The following is a 16,047-nucleotide window of genomic DNA, read 5'->3' as shown; positions in this document are numbered from 1 at the left end:
CGGACGACCGCTCATGTCAGACCGCAAAACCCCAGCACCGCGCCCCGAAGGTGTGTTCCATGCCGACCTTCGGGGTGTCCACTACGACTTTATCAAGGCCGGCGTGCCGAGCTGGTTCAGCCAGGCGCGGGCGCCGCGCCGGCAGGAACTGGCCGACCACGCGCTGGTATTGCCCGCGTGGTACGTCAAAGCCTCGGGCACCCAAAAACAAGCGCTGGCCGCCAGCCATAGCCGGTACCGCGCAATCTTCAATCAGGTCGATGCCACCCTTGCAACGATCCAGGATGTGCAAGCGTTTGCCGAACCCTTGCTTAAAGCCGCGATCAAGGAACGCTTCAAGCTCGATATAGACGTGCGCAACGTCTACCTGGCGCGCAAGTTCGCGCCCGGCGCCCGTGATGATTTCTATGGTTTTTTCAGCTTTGACCGCACCCGCACATCGCGGCTGGATGAGGAGTACCGGGGCGTATCGTTGCTGGAGGTGGCGCTGGCCAACTTCCTGCCCGAAGAAGAACACCCGGCGCGTTGCGCCGATTGCGAAATCATCACCGGCTGGGGCCGCTACGACGGCGACGTCATCCCGGACTTCGCGGCGGTCAACTCCCAGGCCAAGCCCATTGCGCCCGCCGCGTTCGCCAAACTGTGTCGCAGCCTGGATCTGGGTCGCCTGTACCAGCAACACATCAAGGCCATCCTGCAACCCAAGGACGAGAAAAAACGCCAGGCGCTGGTCAAGCAACTGCAGGAGCACCAGCGCCAGCAACTGGCGCTCAGCACTGAAATCGCCTGGCAGCAATTTGCCAAGAAGCCCAACAGCTACCTGGTTGGTGCCGGGGTCAGCAGTGAGGCTTACCAGATGCTCAAGCATGTGCTCGCCGCCAAGGCCGCGCCGACGCTGGATGGCCGCCCGGTGACGTTCGCCAACCTGCAGTTGCTGGGCGTGGAGTTGGTCGGGCCGTTGCTGATCGGGCCAAGGCGCAAGCGCGCGGCGCGGGTCGAGCGCCTGGTGGTGTACCTGCCCGATGACCCACAGCAACCGCTGAAGGAATACGCCAACCTGTACGAGTTTCTGGCCGACTTGGGCGAGCGCTTGAAGAGCCTCGAGTACCGGCGCTTCTTCAGCCGGTTCGTACCGGTGTCCGAGCAAGGTGCGTTCTTCGACAAAATCAACGCGCTGTGCCGGCCTTCGCGGTCGGTCCAACCCGCGGAGCTGGCGATGGACGAATCGACCATCAAAGGCGACCTGTGGCAGCACCGCCACCAGGCCCATGTCGACAAAATCCTCGCCGACGCCCGCGCCGTGGCGGTGCCCACCGATGACGAGGACGCCAAGACCCGTGCGGCGCGGTTGGAAGGTTTCAAGGATGCCGTGCTCAGCGTGTTCAACCTGGCCGCCTTCGTGGTGCCGGGCCTTGGCCCGCTCATGCTGGTGGTGGGCGCCGCGCAGATGTGCGAGGAAGTGTACGAAGGCATCGATGCCTACGAACAAGGCGAGCCCCGTGAAATGTGGGCGCATTTTTCCAGCATTGCGCTGAACGTGGCCATGCTCGGCACGGGCGCAACCGTGCTGCCCCACGTGCAAGTGTCCGGTGTGGTCGAGGCGCTCAAGCCGGTGATCCTGGCCGACGGCAAGCAGAAGCTGTGGAACCCGGACGTGTCACGCTACAAAGCCAATATCCAGATGGCCACGGATGCCAAACCCGACGGCCTGGGCCTGTACCGTCACGAGGGAAAACCGGTGCTGGTCCTTGAAGGCGAGCACTATCAGGTCGAGCAGGAAACCGGCACCGGCCAGTACCGTGTGCAGCACCCAGTCCGCACGGACGCCTATCGTCCGCTGCTGGAGCACAACGGCGAAGGTGCCTGGACCCACGAAGGCGAAGACCCGCTGACCTGGGGCGAGGCGACCTTGCTGCGGCGACTGGGCAAACCGGCCGCCGACCTCAGCGCCGAGCGCTTGCAACAGGCGCGCCTGGCCAGCGGGGTCGAGACCGAGGCGCTGCGTGAAGCATTGTTCGACCAGCACGCCACGCCGCGGCTGTTGGCCGACAGCCTCAAGCGCTTTGCTTTGCATCGCGAGCTGGAGAACAGTATCGAGCAATTGCGCAGTCGCAATCCTGCGACCTACGCCAAGGCCGATGCGACGCTGCAACTGGAGCTGATGAAACGCCGTGGCATGCTCTCCAACGAGCCCTCGCTGCGTGTGCTCGGCAGTGACGGGCGCGAGCTATGGAACGACCCGGCGCCCGCGTCCCAGGTTCGCCGGGTCGTCGCACTGGATGCGGTGCAACAGGCGCGGGGCGAATTACTCGAACAGGTGCTGTACACCTTGCAAGGCAGCGACCCGGCGCTCAAGGACATACCCGGCATGGCCGCGCAGACGCTCGGCGAACGCGCCGCCCAGTTGCGCCTGTACCTGGCCGACGCCGCCGAACAGCTCAAAGGCTCGCTGCTGGAAGAACGCTATAAGGCGCAAAACTGCTCCGCCGATGTCGACGTGCAGCGTGTGCTCAACACCTACCCGCAATTGCCCGCGCCGGTGGCCAAGCTATTGCTCGATGGGATGAGCGCCGAGGACCTGCAAGTCTTTCGCAGCAGCCGGCGCCTCCCCGGCCCGATCCATGAGCGGCTGCGCTGGAGCGAGCAGGAGGTCCGCGTATCCCGCGCCTATGAGGGCCTGTTCCTCGACTCGATGAGCAATATCGACACTCAGCGTCTTGCGCTGCGCACCTTGGAACTGTTGCCGGGTTGGGCACGCGGTACACGCCTGGAACTGCGCGAGCATTTTGCCGAAGGCCAGGTGCTGGATGCCATCGGCCATCCCGAAGCCACTGCGCGGCGTATCCTGGTGCAGGACGCCGATGGGCAGTTTCAGGGCGAGGACTTTTACACGGCGCTGTGGCAAGTGCTCACGCCGGCCGAACAACAGGCGATGAATTTCACCCACGTGACGCAGCTCAAGTCGGCCATCCTGCGCAACCCCTTGCCACGCGAACCCTTGCGTACGGTGTTGCTCGATCACCCGTTACGCCGACCGGTCATTGACCCCACGATGCGCCTGCTTGGGGGAGGGCGCGGTTTCAAGCAACTGGTGAATACACTGCGCAGCAATGAGGCGCGAGTGCGGCGCTTGTACCCTTCGTTTTCCGATGCCGATGTCAGTGTGTATATCCAGTTCCTGGGGGCCGATGTGCGGGTCCGGTTGACGCAACTGGAAGCCGACTACGCCAACCTGGATCGCAGCCTCAAGACCTGGGTGCGCGCCACCGATACGCCGTCCGATGCCAGTGGCGCGCGGTTCGCCATGGACATCCGACGTTGCTGGCGCCGCGAAACCGGCAGCGAACTGTCGCTGTCGGCCATCGCCCCGCGCAGCCTGCCGGCGCTGACCGCCGATTTCAGTCACGTGGAGGAACTGGCCCTCGGCAAAATCGTGTGGAATGCCGACACCCAGGCATTCTTGAAAAACTTCATGCACATCCGCGAACTGCGCATCAGCGATACCGGCATGACGGAACTGCCCGATATCGTCGGCGACCTGCGTCAGCTGACTCATCTGCGCTTGCGCGGCAACCGCATTCGCCTGACCGACGCCAGCGCTGAAAAACTCGCCGGGCTGGATCAACTGCAAAGCCTTGACCTGGCTGGCAACCCCCTGCACATAACGCCGGATTTCACTGCCCTGCAGCACCTCAAGTTCCTCGACCTGAGTAATACCGGCATCACCCAGTGGCCTCGGGGCCTGCTGAGCCATGCCGATCTGCTGCGCGTGGACCTGCGCAACAACCAACTGAGCGAGATCCCGCGAGAACACCTCTACCCGCAGGCCGAACATTTCCAGAGCACGATACAGATCAATGGTGTGACGGTGATCGGCGGCAACCCGTTCTCCGAGGCCTGCATGCTGGAAGTGGACAACTATTGGAAGCGTTTGGGCGAGGTCGTACCGGAGTTGGCACAGAGTGGGATTGCCGATGCGTTTTCCGTCGAGTCCCCCGCCATTTTGACGGTGCAGCGCATGTACCCGGACAAGACCATCAAGGCCGCCAGAGAGTTGATCTGGAGCCTGGGCGAGGGCGCCGAAGCCGAGTTGGCGCGGCGTGCGACCGAGTTCGACAGGCTGACCGAGCAGCTCAACGCCTGGGCGTTCTCCGGTGGCGGCGCCAGTGAACGCTATATTCGCTCCGATCAACTGCGCAGCAACGCGACGACGCGGGATGACCGCTACATCGCCAAGTCACGCATCCTGCAATGCTGGCGTCGTGAGGCGCCGATGAAACTCGCCCATGACGGTACTCCCATCGGCCTGGAGCTGGACCTGGGCAATCTACGCCTGCCCAGCTTGCCGGACTTGGATGCGGATTTCTCTCATGTGGGTTCGCTCAAGCTCAGCGGGATGGCGCTGAGCGCCTCCCCCGAAGGTTTCCTGGCGCGTTATCGCAGCGTGCGCTGGCTGGACCTGTCGAATAACCAACTGCGTGAATTGCCACCGGCCCTGGGTGAGATGCACGGGCTGACGCGCTTGTTCTTGCAGAAAAACCAGATCCAGTTGACGACGCAGACCGCCGAGGTGCTGGCCGGTCGCACCAGCTTGCGGGCGTTGTGGCTGGACAACAACCCGTTGGGCATCGCGCCGGATTTCAGCCGGATTCCCGACATGCGTTCGCTGAGCCTGAAAAACGTCAATATCGACACCTGGCCGCCGGGGTTGGGTGAGCAGCCGTTGCTGGACATGGTCGACTTGAGTGCCAACCGGATCACCACGCTACCGGACTTCCTGGTCGCGCCACAGCCCGAACAACGGGCACAATCGTTGCGCCTGAGCCGGGTGACCAACGTGAGCAACAACCCGCTGAGCGAAGCGACGCTGGCGCAGGTGCGGGTGTATTCCGAACGCCTCGAGCAGAACGCATTGAGTGAGCCGGGCAGCCCGAACCTGTTGGTGGTCTCGGCCTTGCGCATCGCGCACCGTGAACTCTTGAATACGGCCCCCGGGCTGGTGTTCGAGCGCTGGAGCCTGGGTTTTTCCGAGGCGCAATTGGCGACGCGCAGGGCTCAGTGGCTGGCACTGCGGGAACGGCCGGGGAGCGCTGGGTTTTTCCGGGTGCTCAGCGATTTGCACGTGGTCAGCGAGCAGCACACCGACCTGCAAGGCCGCGTCTGGGAGGTGATCGACTGCATCACGCAAAACAGCAGCGAGTCGGAGCGCCTGCGCGAGCAGATGTTCGAATGGGCCGGCCGGCCGGCGTGTTGTGATCGGGCGGCGTTGTCGTTCAGCAACCTCGAAGTCATGGCGATGGTCTACAAGGCACGGGCAGCCGCCACCGACGCGACCCAGGGCGCGGCATTGCGCAAACTGTCGCGGGGGCTGTTCCGCTTGGATGAGGTGGAAAAAATCGCCCTCAACGACATTGCCGAACGGACCGCTGCCATCAACGCCACGCCGCATTTGAGCGATGCCGAGAAAGCCCGACGCGTCAGCCGCCTGGAGGAGGTCGAAATCCGCCTGGCGTATCGCTTCGGCCTCAAGGACGCCGACCAGCTCGACTTGCCCGGCCAACCGGAACAGGTGCGATTCACCAATATGGGGAATGTCACCCAGGCGATGCTCGACAGCGCTCGCACGCGGGTGCTCGCACTCGACAATTCGCCGCAGGAGTTCGAAGCGCTGCTGTCCCGGGACTTCTGGCTCGACTACGTGACGCATAAATACCGCACGCAGTTCGATGCCCTGAGCAAGCCGTACCAGGAGCGCCTGGCGGTGCTGTACGAGCAGTCCGCGACCGGCCTGCTGACCGGCGATGAATATGCCGCACAGGCCAAGGACTTGCAGGCCCAACTGGCGATCGAAGAGGCCAACCTGATCGAAGCGTTGACCCGTGAGGAGCTGGCCGCAAGTTAAAACAGGAAATAGCGCTGCGCCATCGGTAGCATTTCCGCCGGCTCGCACCACAGCAACACGCCGTCGGCCTTGACCTGGTAGGTTTGCGTGTCGACGTCGATCTGCGGCAGGTAGTCGTTATGGATCAGGTCGGTTTTCTGTACCGAGCGGCAGCCCTTGACCACGCCGATCTGCTTTTTCAAACCCAAGGCTTCGGGCAGCCCGGCGGCAAACGCCGCCTGGCTGATAAATGTCAGGCTGGTGGCCTGTAGCGAGCTGCCGAAGCTGGCGAACATGGGGCGGTAGTGCACCGGTTGCGGGGTGGGAATCGACGCGTTGGCATCGCCCATCAGGCTCGATGCGATCGCCCCACCCTTGAGAATCAACGTCGGCTTGACCCCGAAAAACGCCGGGCGCCACAGCACCAGGTCGGCCCATTTACCGACTTCGATCGAGCCCACCTCATGGCTGATACCGTGGGTGATCGCCGGGTTGATGGTGTACTTGGCGATGTAGCGCTTGATGCGGAAGTTGTCGTTGCCCGCGCCGTCGCCGGGCAGGGCGCCGCGCTGTTTTTTCATCTTGTCGGCGGTCTGCCAGGTGCGCGTGATGACTTCGCCGACGCGGCCCATGGCCTGGCTGTCGGAGCTGATCATGGAGAACGCGCCGAGGTCGTGCAGGATGTCTTCGGCGGCGATGGTTTCGCGACGGATACGGCTTTCGGCAAACGCCACGTCTTCGGCAATGCTCGGGTCCAGGTGATGGCAGACCATCAGCATGTCGAGGTGTTCGTCGATGGTGTTGCGGGTGAACGGCCGTGTCGGGTTGGTGGAGCTGGGCAACACGTTGGGGAAACCACAGGCCTTGATGATATCCGGCGCATGGCCGCCCCCGGCACCTTCGGTGTGATAGGTGTGGATGGTGCGCCCCTTGAGCGCGGCGAGGGTGGTTTCGACGAAGCCGGACTCGTTGAGGGTGTCGCTGTGGATCGCCACCTGCACGTCATACTCATCGGCCACGCTCAGGCAGTTGTCGATACTCGCCGGGGTGGTGCCCCAGTCCTCATGCAGCTTCAAGCCGATGGCGCCGGCCTTGACCTGCTCGATCAGCGGCTCGGGCAAGCTGGCGTTGCCCTTGCCGGTAAAACCGATGTTCATCGGGAACGAATCGCTGGCCTGGAGCATGCGTGCCAGGTGCCAGGGCCCGGAGGTGCAGGTGGTGGCATTGGTGCCGGTGGCAGGCCCGGTGCCGCCGCCGATCATGGTGGTCACGCCACTGGTCAGCGCCTCTTCGATCTGCTGCGGGCAGATGAAGTGCACGTGGCTGTCGATACCGCCGGCGGTGAGGATCATGCCTTCGCCGGCGATCACTTCGGTGCTGGCGCCGATGGCGAGGGTCACGCCGGGCTGGATGTCCGGGTTACCGGCCTTGCCGATGGCGGCGATGCGGCCGTTCTTCAAACCGACGTCAGCCTTGACGATGCCCCAATGGTCGATGATCAGCGCGTTGGTGATGACCGTGTCGACGACTTCATGGGCGAGCAATTGGCTCTGGCCCTGGCCGTCGCGGATCACCTTGCCGCCGCCGAATTTTACTTCTTCGCCATAGACCGTGAAGTCTTTCTCCACTTCGACGAACAGCTCCGTGTCGGCCAGGCGGACCTTGTCACCGACGGTGGGGCCGTACATGTCGGCATAGGCTTGTCTGGAAATTTTCATCGCACGTTATTCCTCGATCGTTCCCACGCTCTGCGTGGGAATGCCGCTCAGGACGCTCTGCGTCCGCTCTTAAAGTCGTGACGCGGAGCGTCACCGGATGTATTCCCACGCGGAGCGTGGGAACGATCAGTGAAGCCCCTAAAGATCACCCATGATTTTCCCGGCGAAGCCAAATACCCGCCGTCCACCGCTCAAATCCACCAACTCGATTTCACGACTTTGCCCCGGCTCAAACCGCACCGCCGTGCCCGCTGGAATATTCAGGCGCATGCCACGGCTGGCGGCGCGGTCGAAGGTCAGTGCGTCGTTGGTCTCGAAAAAATGATAATGCGAGCCGACCTGGATCGGTCGGTCGCCGCTGTTGGCCACGCTCAGGCTGACGGTGCGCCGGCCCACGTTGAGTTCGATGTCGCCAGGCTGGATCTGATATTCGCCAGGAATCATGCAGGTTGCCCCAGTGTCTTGAAGTAGATGGCGGTCGGGGTGTAGCGCCCGTCCGGGCTTTGGCAGTAATCGGGCAATTCGCCCAACTTGGTGTAGCGCAGCGCCTGGTAGAAGGCTTCGGCGGCCGAACCGGCCTCGGTGTCCAGGTACAGCAGGCCACGCTTGTGCTGGCGGGCGGCGAGTTCCAGGGTATGCATCAATTGTTGGCCCAGGCCATGACGCCGCGCGCTGCTGTGCACCAACAGCTTCTGCACCTCGGCGCGGTTCAGGCCGTTGGCTTTCTGGCACAGCGCCAATTGCACGCTGGCTATTACCTGCTCCTCACGGACCACCACCCACAGCAACAGGCTGCCATCCTCGATGCTGGCCTGCACGCCGCTCAGATAGACGCGGGCCTGGGCCTCATCAAAGTCGGCCATGAACCCGACGCTGGCGCCATGCTTGACCGCGTCCAGCAACAGCTCGACCAGGCCCAGACGGTAATGGGCAAAACTTTCAGCATTCACTCGACGCAGGTGCGTGGCGCTCATCGGGGTCACTCCTGGGGTGGCTCGGCACCCGGGTTCAGGGCCAGTTGCATGAAGGTCAAGTCCAGCCAGCGGCCAAACTTGATACCTACTCGGGGCATCTGCCCGGTCGTTATAAAACCTTGGCGCTCATGCAGGCGGATCGAGGCCTGGTTGCCGCTTTCGATGGCGGCGACCATGACGTGTTTGCCGCAAGCCCGCGCGCGTTCGATCAGGGCCTCCATCAAGCGTGGACCGACCCCTTTACCGCGTTGGTCGCTGCGCACATACACCGAGTGCTCGACGCTGTAGCGAAAACCTTCGAACGGCCGCCAGTCGCCGAACGAGGCGTAGCCGGTGACTTCATTGTTTTCGGTGGACACCAGCACCGGATAACCCTGGGCCTGACGCGCACTGAACCAGGCCAGGCGGTTGGCCAGGTCCACCGGTTGTTCGTTCCAGATCGCCGTGGTGTTGCGCACCGCGTCGTTATAGATATCGCGGATCGCCGGCAGATCCTGTTCGGTTGCATCACGAATCATGGGGGGCCTCAGGCGATGGGTTGGTGGACGGTGACCAGCTTGGTGCCGTCGGGGAAGGTGGCTTCCACCTGGATGTCCGGGATCATTTCCGGGATGCCCTCCATCACTTGTTCACGGCTGAGCAAGGTGGTGCCGTAGTGCATCAGGTCGGCCACGGTGCGGCCATCGCGGGCACCCTCCATCAAGGCGGCGGAAATGTAGGCGATGGTTTCCGGGTAGTTGAGCTTCACGCCGCGCGCCAGGCGCCGCTCGGCGACCAAGCCTGCTGTGAAGATCAACAGCTTGTCTTTTTCCCGTGGGGTCAGGTCCATGGTTCAGGTGCTCCAGATTCGGGGTGAAACGGCTTCCCGGCCCAGCGTCGCCGGGCGCAGCAGCCGCCATAAATCGATCAGCCAGGCGCGTGCCAGCAGCGCTTCGCCGGCCAGGCAGCGGGCGACCAGCAGGCCGGGCAGTTGGGTCAGGTCGCCGCGCACGGCGTGGGGCAGGGCGCGGCAGGTGTGCAGCAGTTCAGGCTCGATGTCGGCCGTCAGCAGCAACGTCGCAAAGACCGGCTGCCCGTCCAGGCCGATGGGGGAGTCGAGCAAACCGTCGGCACCTACAATGCGCTGGCGCTCATGCCAGAGCAACCGGCCGTCGCGGCGGATATCCAGGTGTGATTGAAAGTGGCCGAGGTCGAAGCGTTCGTCGCTGGCCGGGCGGCCCAGGGCGACCACATCCCAGTAGAACAGCCGGGCGTCGCCGTGCAGCTCAATACGGGTGCTGAGCTCGGCTTGAGCGGCGCTGAACACGATGGTTTCCTGGGGCAGCCACTCCAGGGTGGCGCCGGCTTCGACGGTCAAGTCCAGGTGCTGGAAGGCCGGGCTCTGGGCGCGGTACCACTTGGCCGCGCCGGGGCTGGTCAACTGCGCCCAGGCGCCTTCGCCCACCCGTGCGCTGATCGCCAGGCGGTCGCCGCCGGCGATTCCGCCAGGCGGGTGCACGATGATGTGTTGGCACACCTCGGGGCCTTCAGCGTACAAGTGCTTTTGCACCCGTAGCGGGCCGAGGTGGCGACGCATCACCGGGCGCGTCGTGTCGCCGAAACGCGCGTAGCCGAGTTCCAGCGCGGCATGCCAGCTGGGGGTGAACAGGGCAGGGGAAACGGGCAGGTTCATGGCAGAGTGCTTATCGTTAGAAGGCTACAGATTAGATGGTTACCAAGCCGCGTACACCCTCGCGTTCCATATTTTCACCACGGCCTTGCTGCAGGATTTCACCGCGAGACATCACCAGGTACTGGTCGGCCAATTCGGCGGCAAAGTCGTAGAACTGCTCGACCAGCAAGATGGCCATATCCCCGCGCTCAGCAAGCTTCTTGATCACCGCGCCGATCTCCTTGATCACCGACGGCTGGATGCCTTCGGTGGGTTCATCCAGGATCAGCAGCCTCGGTCGACTGGCCAACGCCCGGCCGATAGCGAGCTGTTGCTGCTGGCCGCCGGACAGGTCGCCGCCACGCCGATGCTTCATTTGCAGCAGCACCGGAAACAGTTCGTAGATGAAAGCGGGTACTTCCTTGGCTTCTGAACCCGGAAAACGCGAAAGCCCCATCAACAGGTTTTCTTCCACCGTCAGCCGCCCGAAAATTTCACGGCCCTGGGGCACATAGGCGATACCGGCCTGTACGCGCTGGTGCGGCTTGAATCCAGTGATGGCCTTGCCCTCCCAATTGACTGCGCCTTCCTTGGCCGGCAACAGGCCCATCAGGCACTTGAGCAGGGTGGTCTTGCCCACGCCGTTACGGCCGAGCAGGCAAGTCACCTCGCCGATCTTCACCTCGAAGGACAGCCCCCGCAGGATATGGCTACCGCCGTAATACTGGTGCAACTTGTCGACTTGCAGCATGTTCAAACTCTCCTCAATCGATCGTTCCCACGCTCTGCGTGGGAATGCCGCTCAGGACGCTCCGCGTCGCTCTTAAAGTCGTGACGCGGAGCGTCACTGGATGCGTTCCCACGCGGAGCGTGGGAACGATCAGCGGTCCGTGGCAGGTTTAGCGACCGAGATAGACTTCGATCACCCGCTCGTTTTCCTGTACCTGCGCAAGCGACCCTTCGGCCAGCACGCTGCCCTGGTGCAACACGGTGACGTGGTCGGCAATCGAGCCGACAAAGCCCATGTCGTGCTCCACCACCATCAACGAATGCTTGCCCGCCAGGCGCTTGAACAGTTCGGCGGTAAATTCGGTTTCGGCGTCGGTCATGCCTGCCACCGGTTCGTCCAGCAATAACAACTGAGGGTCTTGCATCAGCAGCATGCCGATTTCCAGGAACTGCTTCTGGCCATGGGACAAGAGCCCGGCCGGGCGCTGCGCCGAGGCGCTGAGGCGGATGGTGTCGAGTACCTCGGCAATGCGGTCTTTCTGTTCGCCGCTCAGGCGCGCGCGCAAGCTGGCCCATACCGACTTGTCGGTCTTCTGCGCCAGCTCCAGGTTTTCGAACACACTGAGGGCTTCGAACACCGTGGGTTTCTGGAACTTGCGGCCAATCCCGGCCTGGGCGATCTGGACTTCGCTCATACCGGTCAAGTCCAGGGTTTCGCCGAACCAGGCGTGGCCCTGGCTGGGGCGGGTCTTGCCGGTGATCACATCCATCAGCGTCGTCTTGCCTGCCCCGTTGGGGCCGATGATGCAGCGCAGTTCACCGACGCCGATGTACAGGTTCAAGTCGTTGAGCGCCTTGAAGCCATCGAAGCTCACACTGATGCTCTCAAGGGTCAAAATGGTGCCGTGGCGGGTATTCAGGCCCTTGCCGGCGGCCTGGCCCAGGCCGATGGCGTCGCGGCCGATGCCGGCATCGAAAATAGGTTCAAGCATGACGTTCCTCATTTCTTCAGCAGCCCGATAACGCCCTTGGGCAGGTACAGGGTGACGATGATGAACAGCGCCCCGAGGAAGAACAGCCAGTATTCCGGGAACGCCACGGTGAACCAGCTCTTCATGCCGTTGACCACACCGGCGCCGAGCAGCGGGCCGATCAACGTGCCGCGCCCGCCCAAGGCCACCCAAACGGCCGCTTCGATGGAGTTGGTCGGCGACATTTCGCTGGGGTTGATAATGCCCACTTGCGGTACATACAGCGCCCCGGCCAAGCCGCACAGCACTGCACTCAACACCCACACGAACAGCTTGAAGCCACGCGGGTCGTAGCCGCAGAACATCAGGCGGTTTTCCGCGTCACGCAGGGCCGTGAGCACCCGGCCGAACTTGCTCTTGGCCAAGCGCCAACCGATCAACAGACTCGTGACCAGCAACAGCACCGTCGCGACGAACAACACCGCTCGCGTGCCAGGCTCGGTAATGCCGAACCCGAGGATGCTGCGAAAGTTGGTGAAACCGTTGTTGCCGCCAAAGCCGGTCTCGTTGCGAAAGAACAACAGCATCCCGGCAAAGGTCAGGGCCTGGGTCATGATCGAGAAGTACACGCCCTTGATCCGCGAACGAAAGGCGAAGAAACCGAACACCAGCGCCAGCAGGCCCGGCGCCAGGACCACCAGGCACAACGCCCAGAGAAAGTGTTGAGTGCCGACCCAGTACCAGGGCAATTCGGTCCACGACAAAAAGGTCATGAACGCCGGTAACTCATCCCCGGCGGCCTGGCGCATCAGGTACATGCCCATGGCGTAACCGCCCAGTGCGAAGAACAGGCCGTGCCCGAGGGACAACATGCCCGCATAACCCCACACCAGGTCCAGCGCGAGGGCGACGATGGCGTAGCAGAGGATCTTGCCCACCAGGGTCAGGGTGTAGGCCGAGACATGCAACGCGTTGTCCGGCGGCAACAATGACAGCAGCGGCAGGGCGAGCAACACCACGAGGACCAGCGCGCCCAGCGCAATCGTCAGCTTGGGGCCGGCCTTCTGCGTGGCCGTCAGCATCAATGGTTGGTTCATCAGTCGATCACCCGTCCTTTCAGTGCGAAGAGTCCCTGCGGGCGTTTCTGGATAAACAGAATGATCAGCGCGAGGATCAGGATCTTGCCCAGCACCGCACCGATCTGCGGTTCCAGGATCTTGTTGGCGATGCCCAGCCCGAAGGCTGCCGTCACGCTGCCGGCCAACTGGCCGACACCGCCGAGCACCACCACCAGGAACGAATCGATGATGTAGCTCTGGCCCAGGTCCGGGCCGACGTTGCCGATCTGGCTCAGCGCCACGCCGCCCAAGCCGGCGATGCCGGAGCCCAGGCCAAAGGCAAGCATGTCCACGCGCCCGGTGGGCACTCCACAGCAGGCCGCCATGTTGCGGTTCTGGGTGACGGCGCGCACGTTCAGGCCCAGGCGCGTCTTGTTCAGCAGCAACCAGGTCAGCATCACCACGCACAGGGCGAAGGCGATGATCACGATGCGGTTATAGGGCAGCACCAGGTTGGGCAGCACTTGAATACCGCCGGACAGCCATGCGGGGTTGGACACCTCGACGTTCTGGGCGCCGAATACCAGACGTACCAGCTGGATCAGCATCAGGCTGATGCCCCAGGTGGCGAGCAGGGTTTCCAGCGGGCGGCCATAGAGGTGACGAATCACCGTGCGTTCCAGGGCCATGCCGATGGCGGCGGTGACGAAAAACGCCACCGGCAGCGCAACCAGCGGGTAAAACTCGATGGCATGCGGCACATAGCGCTGCATCATCAATTGCACCACGTAGGTCGAGTAGGCGCCGAGCATCAGCATCTCGCCGTGGGCCATGTTGATCACGCCGAGCAGGCCAAAGGTAATCGCCAGGCCGAGCGCCGCAAGCAACAGGATCGAGCCCAGCGACAGGCCGCTGAACGCCTGGCCGAGCAGTTCGCCCAGCATCAATTTACGCTTGACCTGGGCCAGGCTGGTTTCGGCGGCGGTGTGCACGGCCGCATCGGTTTCCACGCCGGGGGCGAGCAGGGCTTCAAGGCGGGTGCGCGCCAGCGGGTCGCCGGTGCCACCCAATAGGCGTACGGCGGCGAGGCGAACAACGGGGTCGGTGTCCACCAATTGCAGGTTGGCCAACGCCAAGCTGAGGGCGGTATGCACGCCTTCGTCGGTTTCGGCGGCGACTTGCTGGTCGAGAAATTTCAGTTGCGTGGGCTGTGCGCTTTTTTGCAGGGTCTGTGCAGCGGCCAAGCGCAGCTTGGGATCGGCAGCGAGCAATTGCTGGCTGGCTTGTACGTTGTCGATCAGGCCGCGCAGACGGTTGTTCAGGCGTACGGTTTTGGTTTCACCGTTGACCGTGAGTTGGCCTTGTTGCAGGGCGTCCACCAACTCGATGCGTGCAGGGTCGGGCTGGGCGGCCCAGTCCTGGAGCAGCTTGGCTTGTTGGGCCGGGTTGGCGGCAAGGAAGTCTTCGGCGTCGTTGGCGTGTGCGGCAAAGGGCAGCAACAGCAGGGCCGTCAGGATGAAGCGGTAAAGGGCAGTGGGCATAAACAAGTTTCCTATAGATCGTTCCCACGCTCTGCGTGGGAATGCCGCCTTGGACGCTCTGCGTCCGCGTTGTGACGCAGAGTGTCACGCGATGCATTCCCACGCAGAGCGTGGGAACGATCAGTACCGCGGGCTTAGTTGCTCTTGACGGCGTAATCCGGCTTCTTGTCATTCCCCGGGATGTAGGGGCTCCACGGCTGGGCGCGGATCGGCTCCTGGGTCTGCCACACCACCGAGAACTGCCCATCGGCCTGGATTTCGCCGATCATCACCGGCTTGTGCAGGTGGTGGTTGGTCTTGTCCATGGTCAGGGTGAAACCCGACGGCGCGGCGAAGGTCTGGCCGGCCAGGGCTTCGCGCACTTTATCGACGTCGGTGGACTTGGCTTTCTCGGCGGCCTGCGCCCACATATGGATACCCACGTAGGTGGCTTCCATCGGGTCGTTGGTCACCGCTTTATCCGCGCCCGGCAGGTTGTGGGCCTTGGCATAGGCTTTCCAGTCTGCGACGAATTTCTGGTTCACCGGGTTTTCCACCGACTGGAAGTAGTTCCAGGCAGCGAGGTTGCCCACCAGCGGTTTGGTGTCGATGCCGCGCAGTTCTTCTTCACCGACCGAGAATGCGACCACCGGCACTTCGGTGGCTTTCAGGCCCTGGTTGGCCAGTTCCTTGTAGAACGGCACGTTGGAGTCGCCGTTGACCGTGGAGATCACTGCGGTTTTGCCGCCGGCGGAGAACTTCTTGATGTTGGCGACGATGGTCTGGTAGTCGGCATGGCCAAACGGTGTGTAGACCTCTTCGATGTCTTTGTCGGCGACGCCTTTGGAATGCAGGAACGAGCGCAGGATCTTGTTGGTGGTGCGCGGGTAGACGTAGTCGGTGCCCAGCAGGAAGAAGCGCTTGGCGCTGCCGCCTTCTTCGCTCATCAGGTATTCCACGGCCGGGATCGCCTGCTGGTTCGGCGCCGCACCGGTATAGAACACGTTGGGCGACATCTCTTCGCCTTCATATTGCACCGGGTAGAACAGCAGGCCGTTGAGTTCTTCGAACACCGGCAACACGGATTTACGCGACACCGAAGTCCAGCAGCCGAACACCACGGCGACCTTGTCCTGGGTCAGCAACTGTCGGCCTTTCTCGGCGAACAGCGGCCAGTTCGACGCCGGATCGACGACCACCGGTTCGAGCATCTTGCCGTTCACACCGCCCTTGGCGTTGATCTCATCGATGGTCATCAGCGCCATGTCTTTGAGCGACGTCTCGGAGATGGCCATGGTGCCGGACAGAGAGTGCAGGATGCCGACCTTGATGGTCTCGGCGGCCTGTACGGTCCAGGTCAGGCCCATGGCGGCAATGGATGCCGAAAGAGTGAAAGCCTTGATCAAGCTGCGACGCTTCATGGTGCGTTCTCCGTGCCGATTTTTGTTGGATGGCTGTTAAGGGGCGTTGCACTGGAGATAGCAAGGGCTGTGCCTAAGTCAAAAAACCTCACTGGCGGGGCGGTTGGCTGCTTCGGTTTACGTA

At 63.0% G+C, this 16,047-nt stretch carries 12 protein-coding genes; 1 reads left to right on the top strand and 11 read right to left on the bottom strand.

Annotated features, from left to right (window positions below; genetic code table 11):
• The first annotated feature begins 13 nt into the window (after window positions 1-13).
• Window positions 14-5,902, top strand: a complete 5,889-nt coding sequence (locus tag C9383_RS12845) for an NEL-type E3 ubiquitin ligase domain-containing protein (protein WP_090367090.1) — start codon at window positions 14-16, stop codon at window positions 5,900-5,902.
• Here the strand turns inward: C9383_RS12845 and ureC are convergent.
• The 11 genes from ureC to urtA form a co-directional block, all read right to left on the bottom strand.
• Window positions 5,899-7,599: an urease subunit alpha gene (ureC, locus tag C9383_RS12840; RefSeq protein WP_090367088.1), complete on the bottom strand. Its 1,701-nt coding sequence runs from the start codon at window positions 7,597-7,599 to the stop codon at window positions 5,899-5,901. The two genes, C9383_RS12845 and ureC, sit on opposite strands and share 4 nt — an antisense overlap.
• Before the next feature lie 138 nt (window positions 7,600-7,737).
• Window positions 7,738-8,043 (bottom strand): urease subunit beta, encoded by a 306-nt coding sequence (locus C9383_RS12835; protein WP_060755055.1) that lies wholly within the window; start codon window positions 8,041-8,043, stop codon window positions 7,738-7,740.
• Window positions 8,040-8,573: a GNAT family N-acetyltransferase gene (locus tag C9383_RS12830; protein ID WP_090367086.1), complete on the bottom strand. Its 534-nt coding sequence runs from the start codon at window positions 8,571-8,573 to the stop codon at window positions 8,040-8,042. Before C9383_RS12830 ends, C9383_RS12835 begins: the two co-directional genes overlap by 4 nt.
• A 5-nt stretch (window positions 8,574-8,578) precedes the next feature.
• The gene (locus C9383_RS12825; protein WP_090367084.1) at window positions 8,579-9,091 is read right to left on the bottom strand and encodes a GNAT family N-acetyltransferase; all 513 of its coding nucleotides are present in this window, start codon (window positions 9,089-9,091) and stop codon (window positions 8,579-8,581) included.
• Between the two features lie 8 nt (window positions 9,092-9,099).
• Window positions 9,100-9,402, bottom strand: coding sequence for an urease subunit gamma (gene ureA, locus C9383_RS12820; RefSeq protein ID WP_003171437.1), 303 nt, complete (start codon window positions 9,400-9,402; stop codon window positions 9,100-9,102).
• A 3-nt stretch (window positions 9,403-9,405) separates the two neighbouring features.
• Window positions 9,406-10,245 (bottom strand): urease accessory protein UreD, encoded by an 840-nt coding sequence (locus C9383_RS12815; RefSeq protein ID WP_090367082.1) that lies wholly within the window; start codon window positions 10,243-10,245, stop codon window positions 9,406-9,408.
• A 31-nt stretch (window positions 10,246-10,276) separates the two neighbouring features.
• Window positions 10,277-10,975: an urea ABC transporter ATP-binding subunit UrtE gene (urtE, locus tag C9383_RS12810; RefSeq protein ID WP_090367080.1), complete on the bottom strand. Its 699-nt coding sequence runs from the start codon at window positions 10,973-10,975 to the stop codon at window positions 10,277-10,279.
• 148 nt (window positions 10,976-11,123) lie between these two features.
• A complete protein-coding gene (urtD, locus tag C9383_RS12805; protein WP_162493818.1) occupies window positions 11,124-11,957 on the bottom strand; it encodes an urea ABC transporter ATP-binding protein UrtD in 834 nt (277 codons plus the stop codon).
• Window positions 11,954-13,021 carry an urea ABC transporter permease subunit UrtC gene (urtC, locus tag C9383_RS12800; RefSeq protein ID WP_090367076.1) on the bottom strand — a complete coding sequence of 356 codons (1,068 nt, stop codon included), beginning with the start codon at window positions 13,019-13,021 and terminating at the stop codon, window positions 11,954-11,956. The genes urtD and urtC overlap by 4 nt, the downstream gene beginning before the upstream one ends.
• Complete coding sequence (urtB, locus tag C9383_RS12795) at window positions 13,021-14,523, bottom strand: urea ABC transporter permease subunit UrtB (RefSeq protein ID WP_090367074.1); 1,503 nt, start codon at window positions 14,521-14,523, stop codon at window positions 13,021-13,023. Before urtB ends, urtC begins: the two co-directional genes overlap by 1 nt.
• Window positions 14,524-14,657: 134 nt before the next feature.
• Entirely contained in the window at window positions 14,658-15,923 is a 1,266-nt protein-coding gene (urtA, locus tag C9383_RS12790) for an urea ABC transporter substrate-binding protein (protein ID WP_090367073.1), read from the bottom strand.
• Between the last annotated feature and the right edge of the window lie 124 nt (window positions 15,924-16,047).

This window comes from Pseudomonas palleroniana (assembly GCF_003031675.1).
GTDB lineage: Bacteria > Pseudomonadota > Gammaproteobacteria > Pseudomonadales > Pseudomonadaceae > Aquipseudomonas > Aquipseudomonas palleroniana.
The sequence above is the reverse complement of the archived record's forward strand: the minus strand, read 5'-3'. Positions and strand labels throughout refer to the sequence as shown.

What these genes read in the sequence shown, in the direction of transcription:
- C9383_RS12830 (WP_090367086.1), bottom strand. Translation starts at nt 8,573, where the DNA reads ATGAGCGCCACGCACCTGCGTCGAGTGAATGCTGAAAGTTTTGCCCAT.
- urtA (WP_090367073.1), bottom strand. Translation starts at nt 15,923, where the DNA reads ATGAAGCGTCGCAGCTTGATCAAGGCTTTCACTCTTTCGGCATCCATT.
- urtD (WP_162493818.1), bottom strand. Translation starts at nt 11,957, where the DNA reads ATGAGGAACGTCATGCTTGAACCTATTTTCGATGCCGGCATCGGCCGC.
- urtB (WP_090367074.1), bottom strand. Translation starts at nt 14,523, where the DNA reads ATGCCCACTGCCCTTTACCGCTTCATCCTGACGGCCCTGCTGTTGCTG.
- C9383_RS12845 (WP_090367090.1), top strand. Translation starts at nt 14, where the DNA reads ATGTCAGACCGCAAAACCCCAGCACCGCGCCCCGAAGGTGTGTTCCAT.
- ureA (WP_003171437.1), bottom strand. Translation starts at nt 9,402, where the DNA reads ATGGACCTGACCCCACGGGAAAAAGACAAGCTGTTGATCTTCACAGCA.
- urtC (WP_090367076.1), bottom strand. Translation starts at nt 13,021, where the DNA reads ATGAACCAACCATTGATGCTGACGGCCACGCAGAAGGCCGGCCCCAAG.
- C9383_RS12825 (WP_090367084.1), bottom strand. Translation starts at nt 9,091, where the DNA reads ATGATTCGTGATGCAACCGAACAGGATCTGCCGGCGATCCGCGATATC.
- C9383_RS12815 (WP_090367082.1), bottom strand. Translation starts at nt 10,245, where the DNA reads ATGAACCTGCCCGTTTCCCCTGCCCTGTTCACCCCCAGCTGGCATGCC.
- ureC (WP_090367088.1), bottom strand. Translation starts at nt 7,599, where the DNA reads ATGAAAATTTCCAGACAAGCCTATGCCGACATGTACGGCCCCACCGTC.
- urtE (WP_090367080.1), bottom strand. Translation starts at nt 10,975, where the DNA reads ATGCTGCAAGTCGACAAGTTGCACCAGTATTACGGCGGTAGCCATATC.
- C9383_RS12835 (WP_060755055.1), bottom strand. Translation starts at nt 8,043, where the DNA reads ATGATTCCTGGCGAATATCAGATCCAGCCTGGCGACATCGAACTCAAC.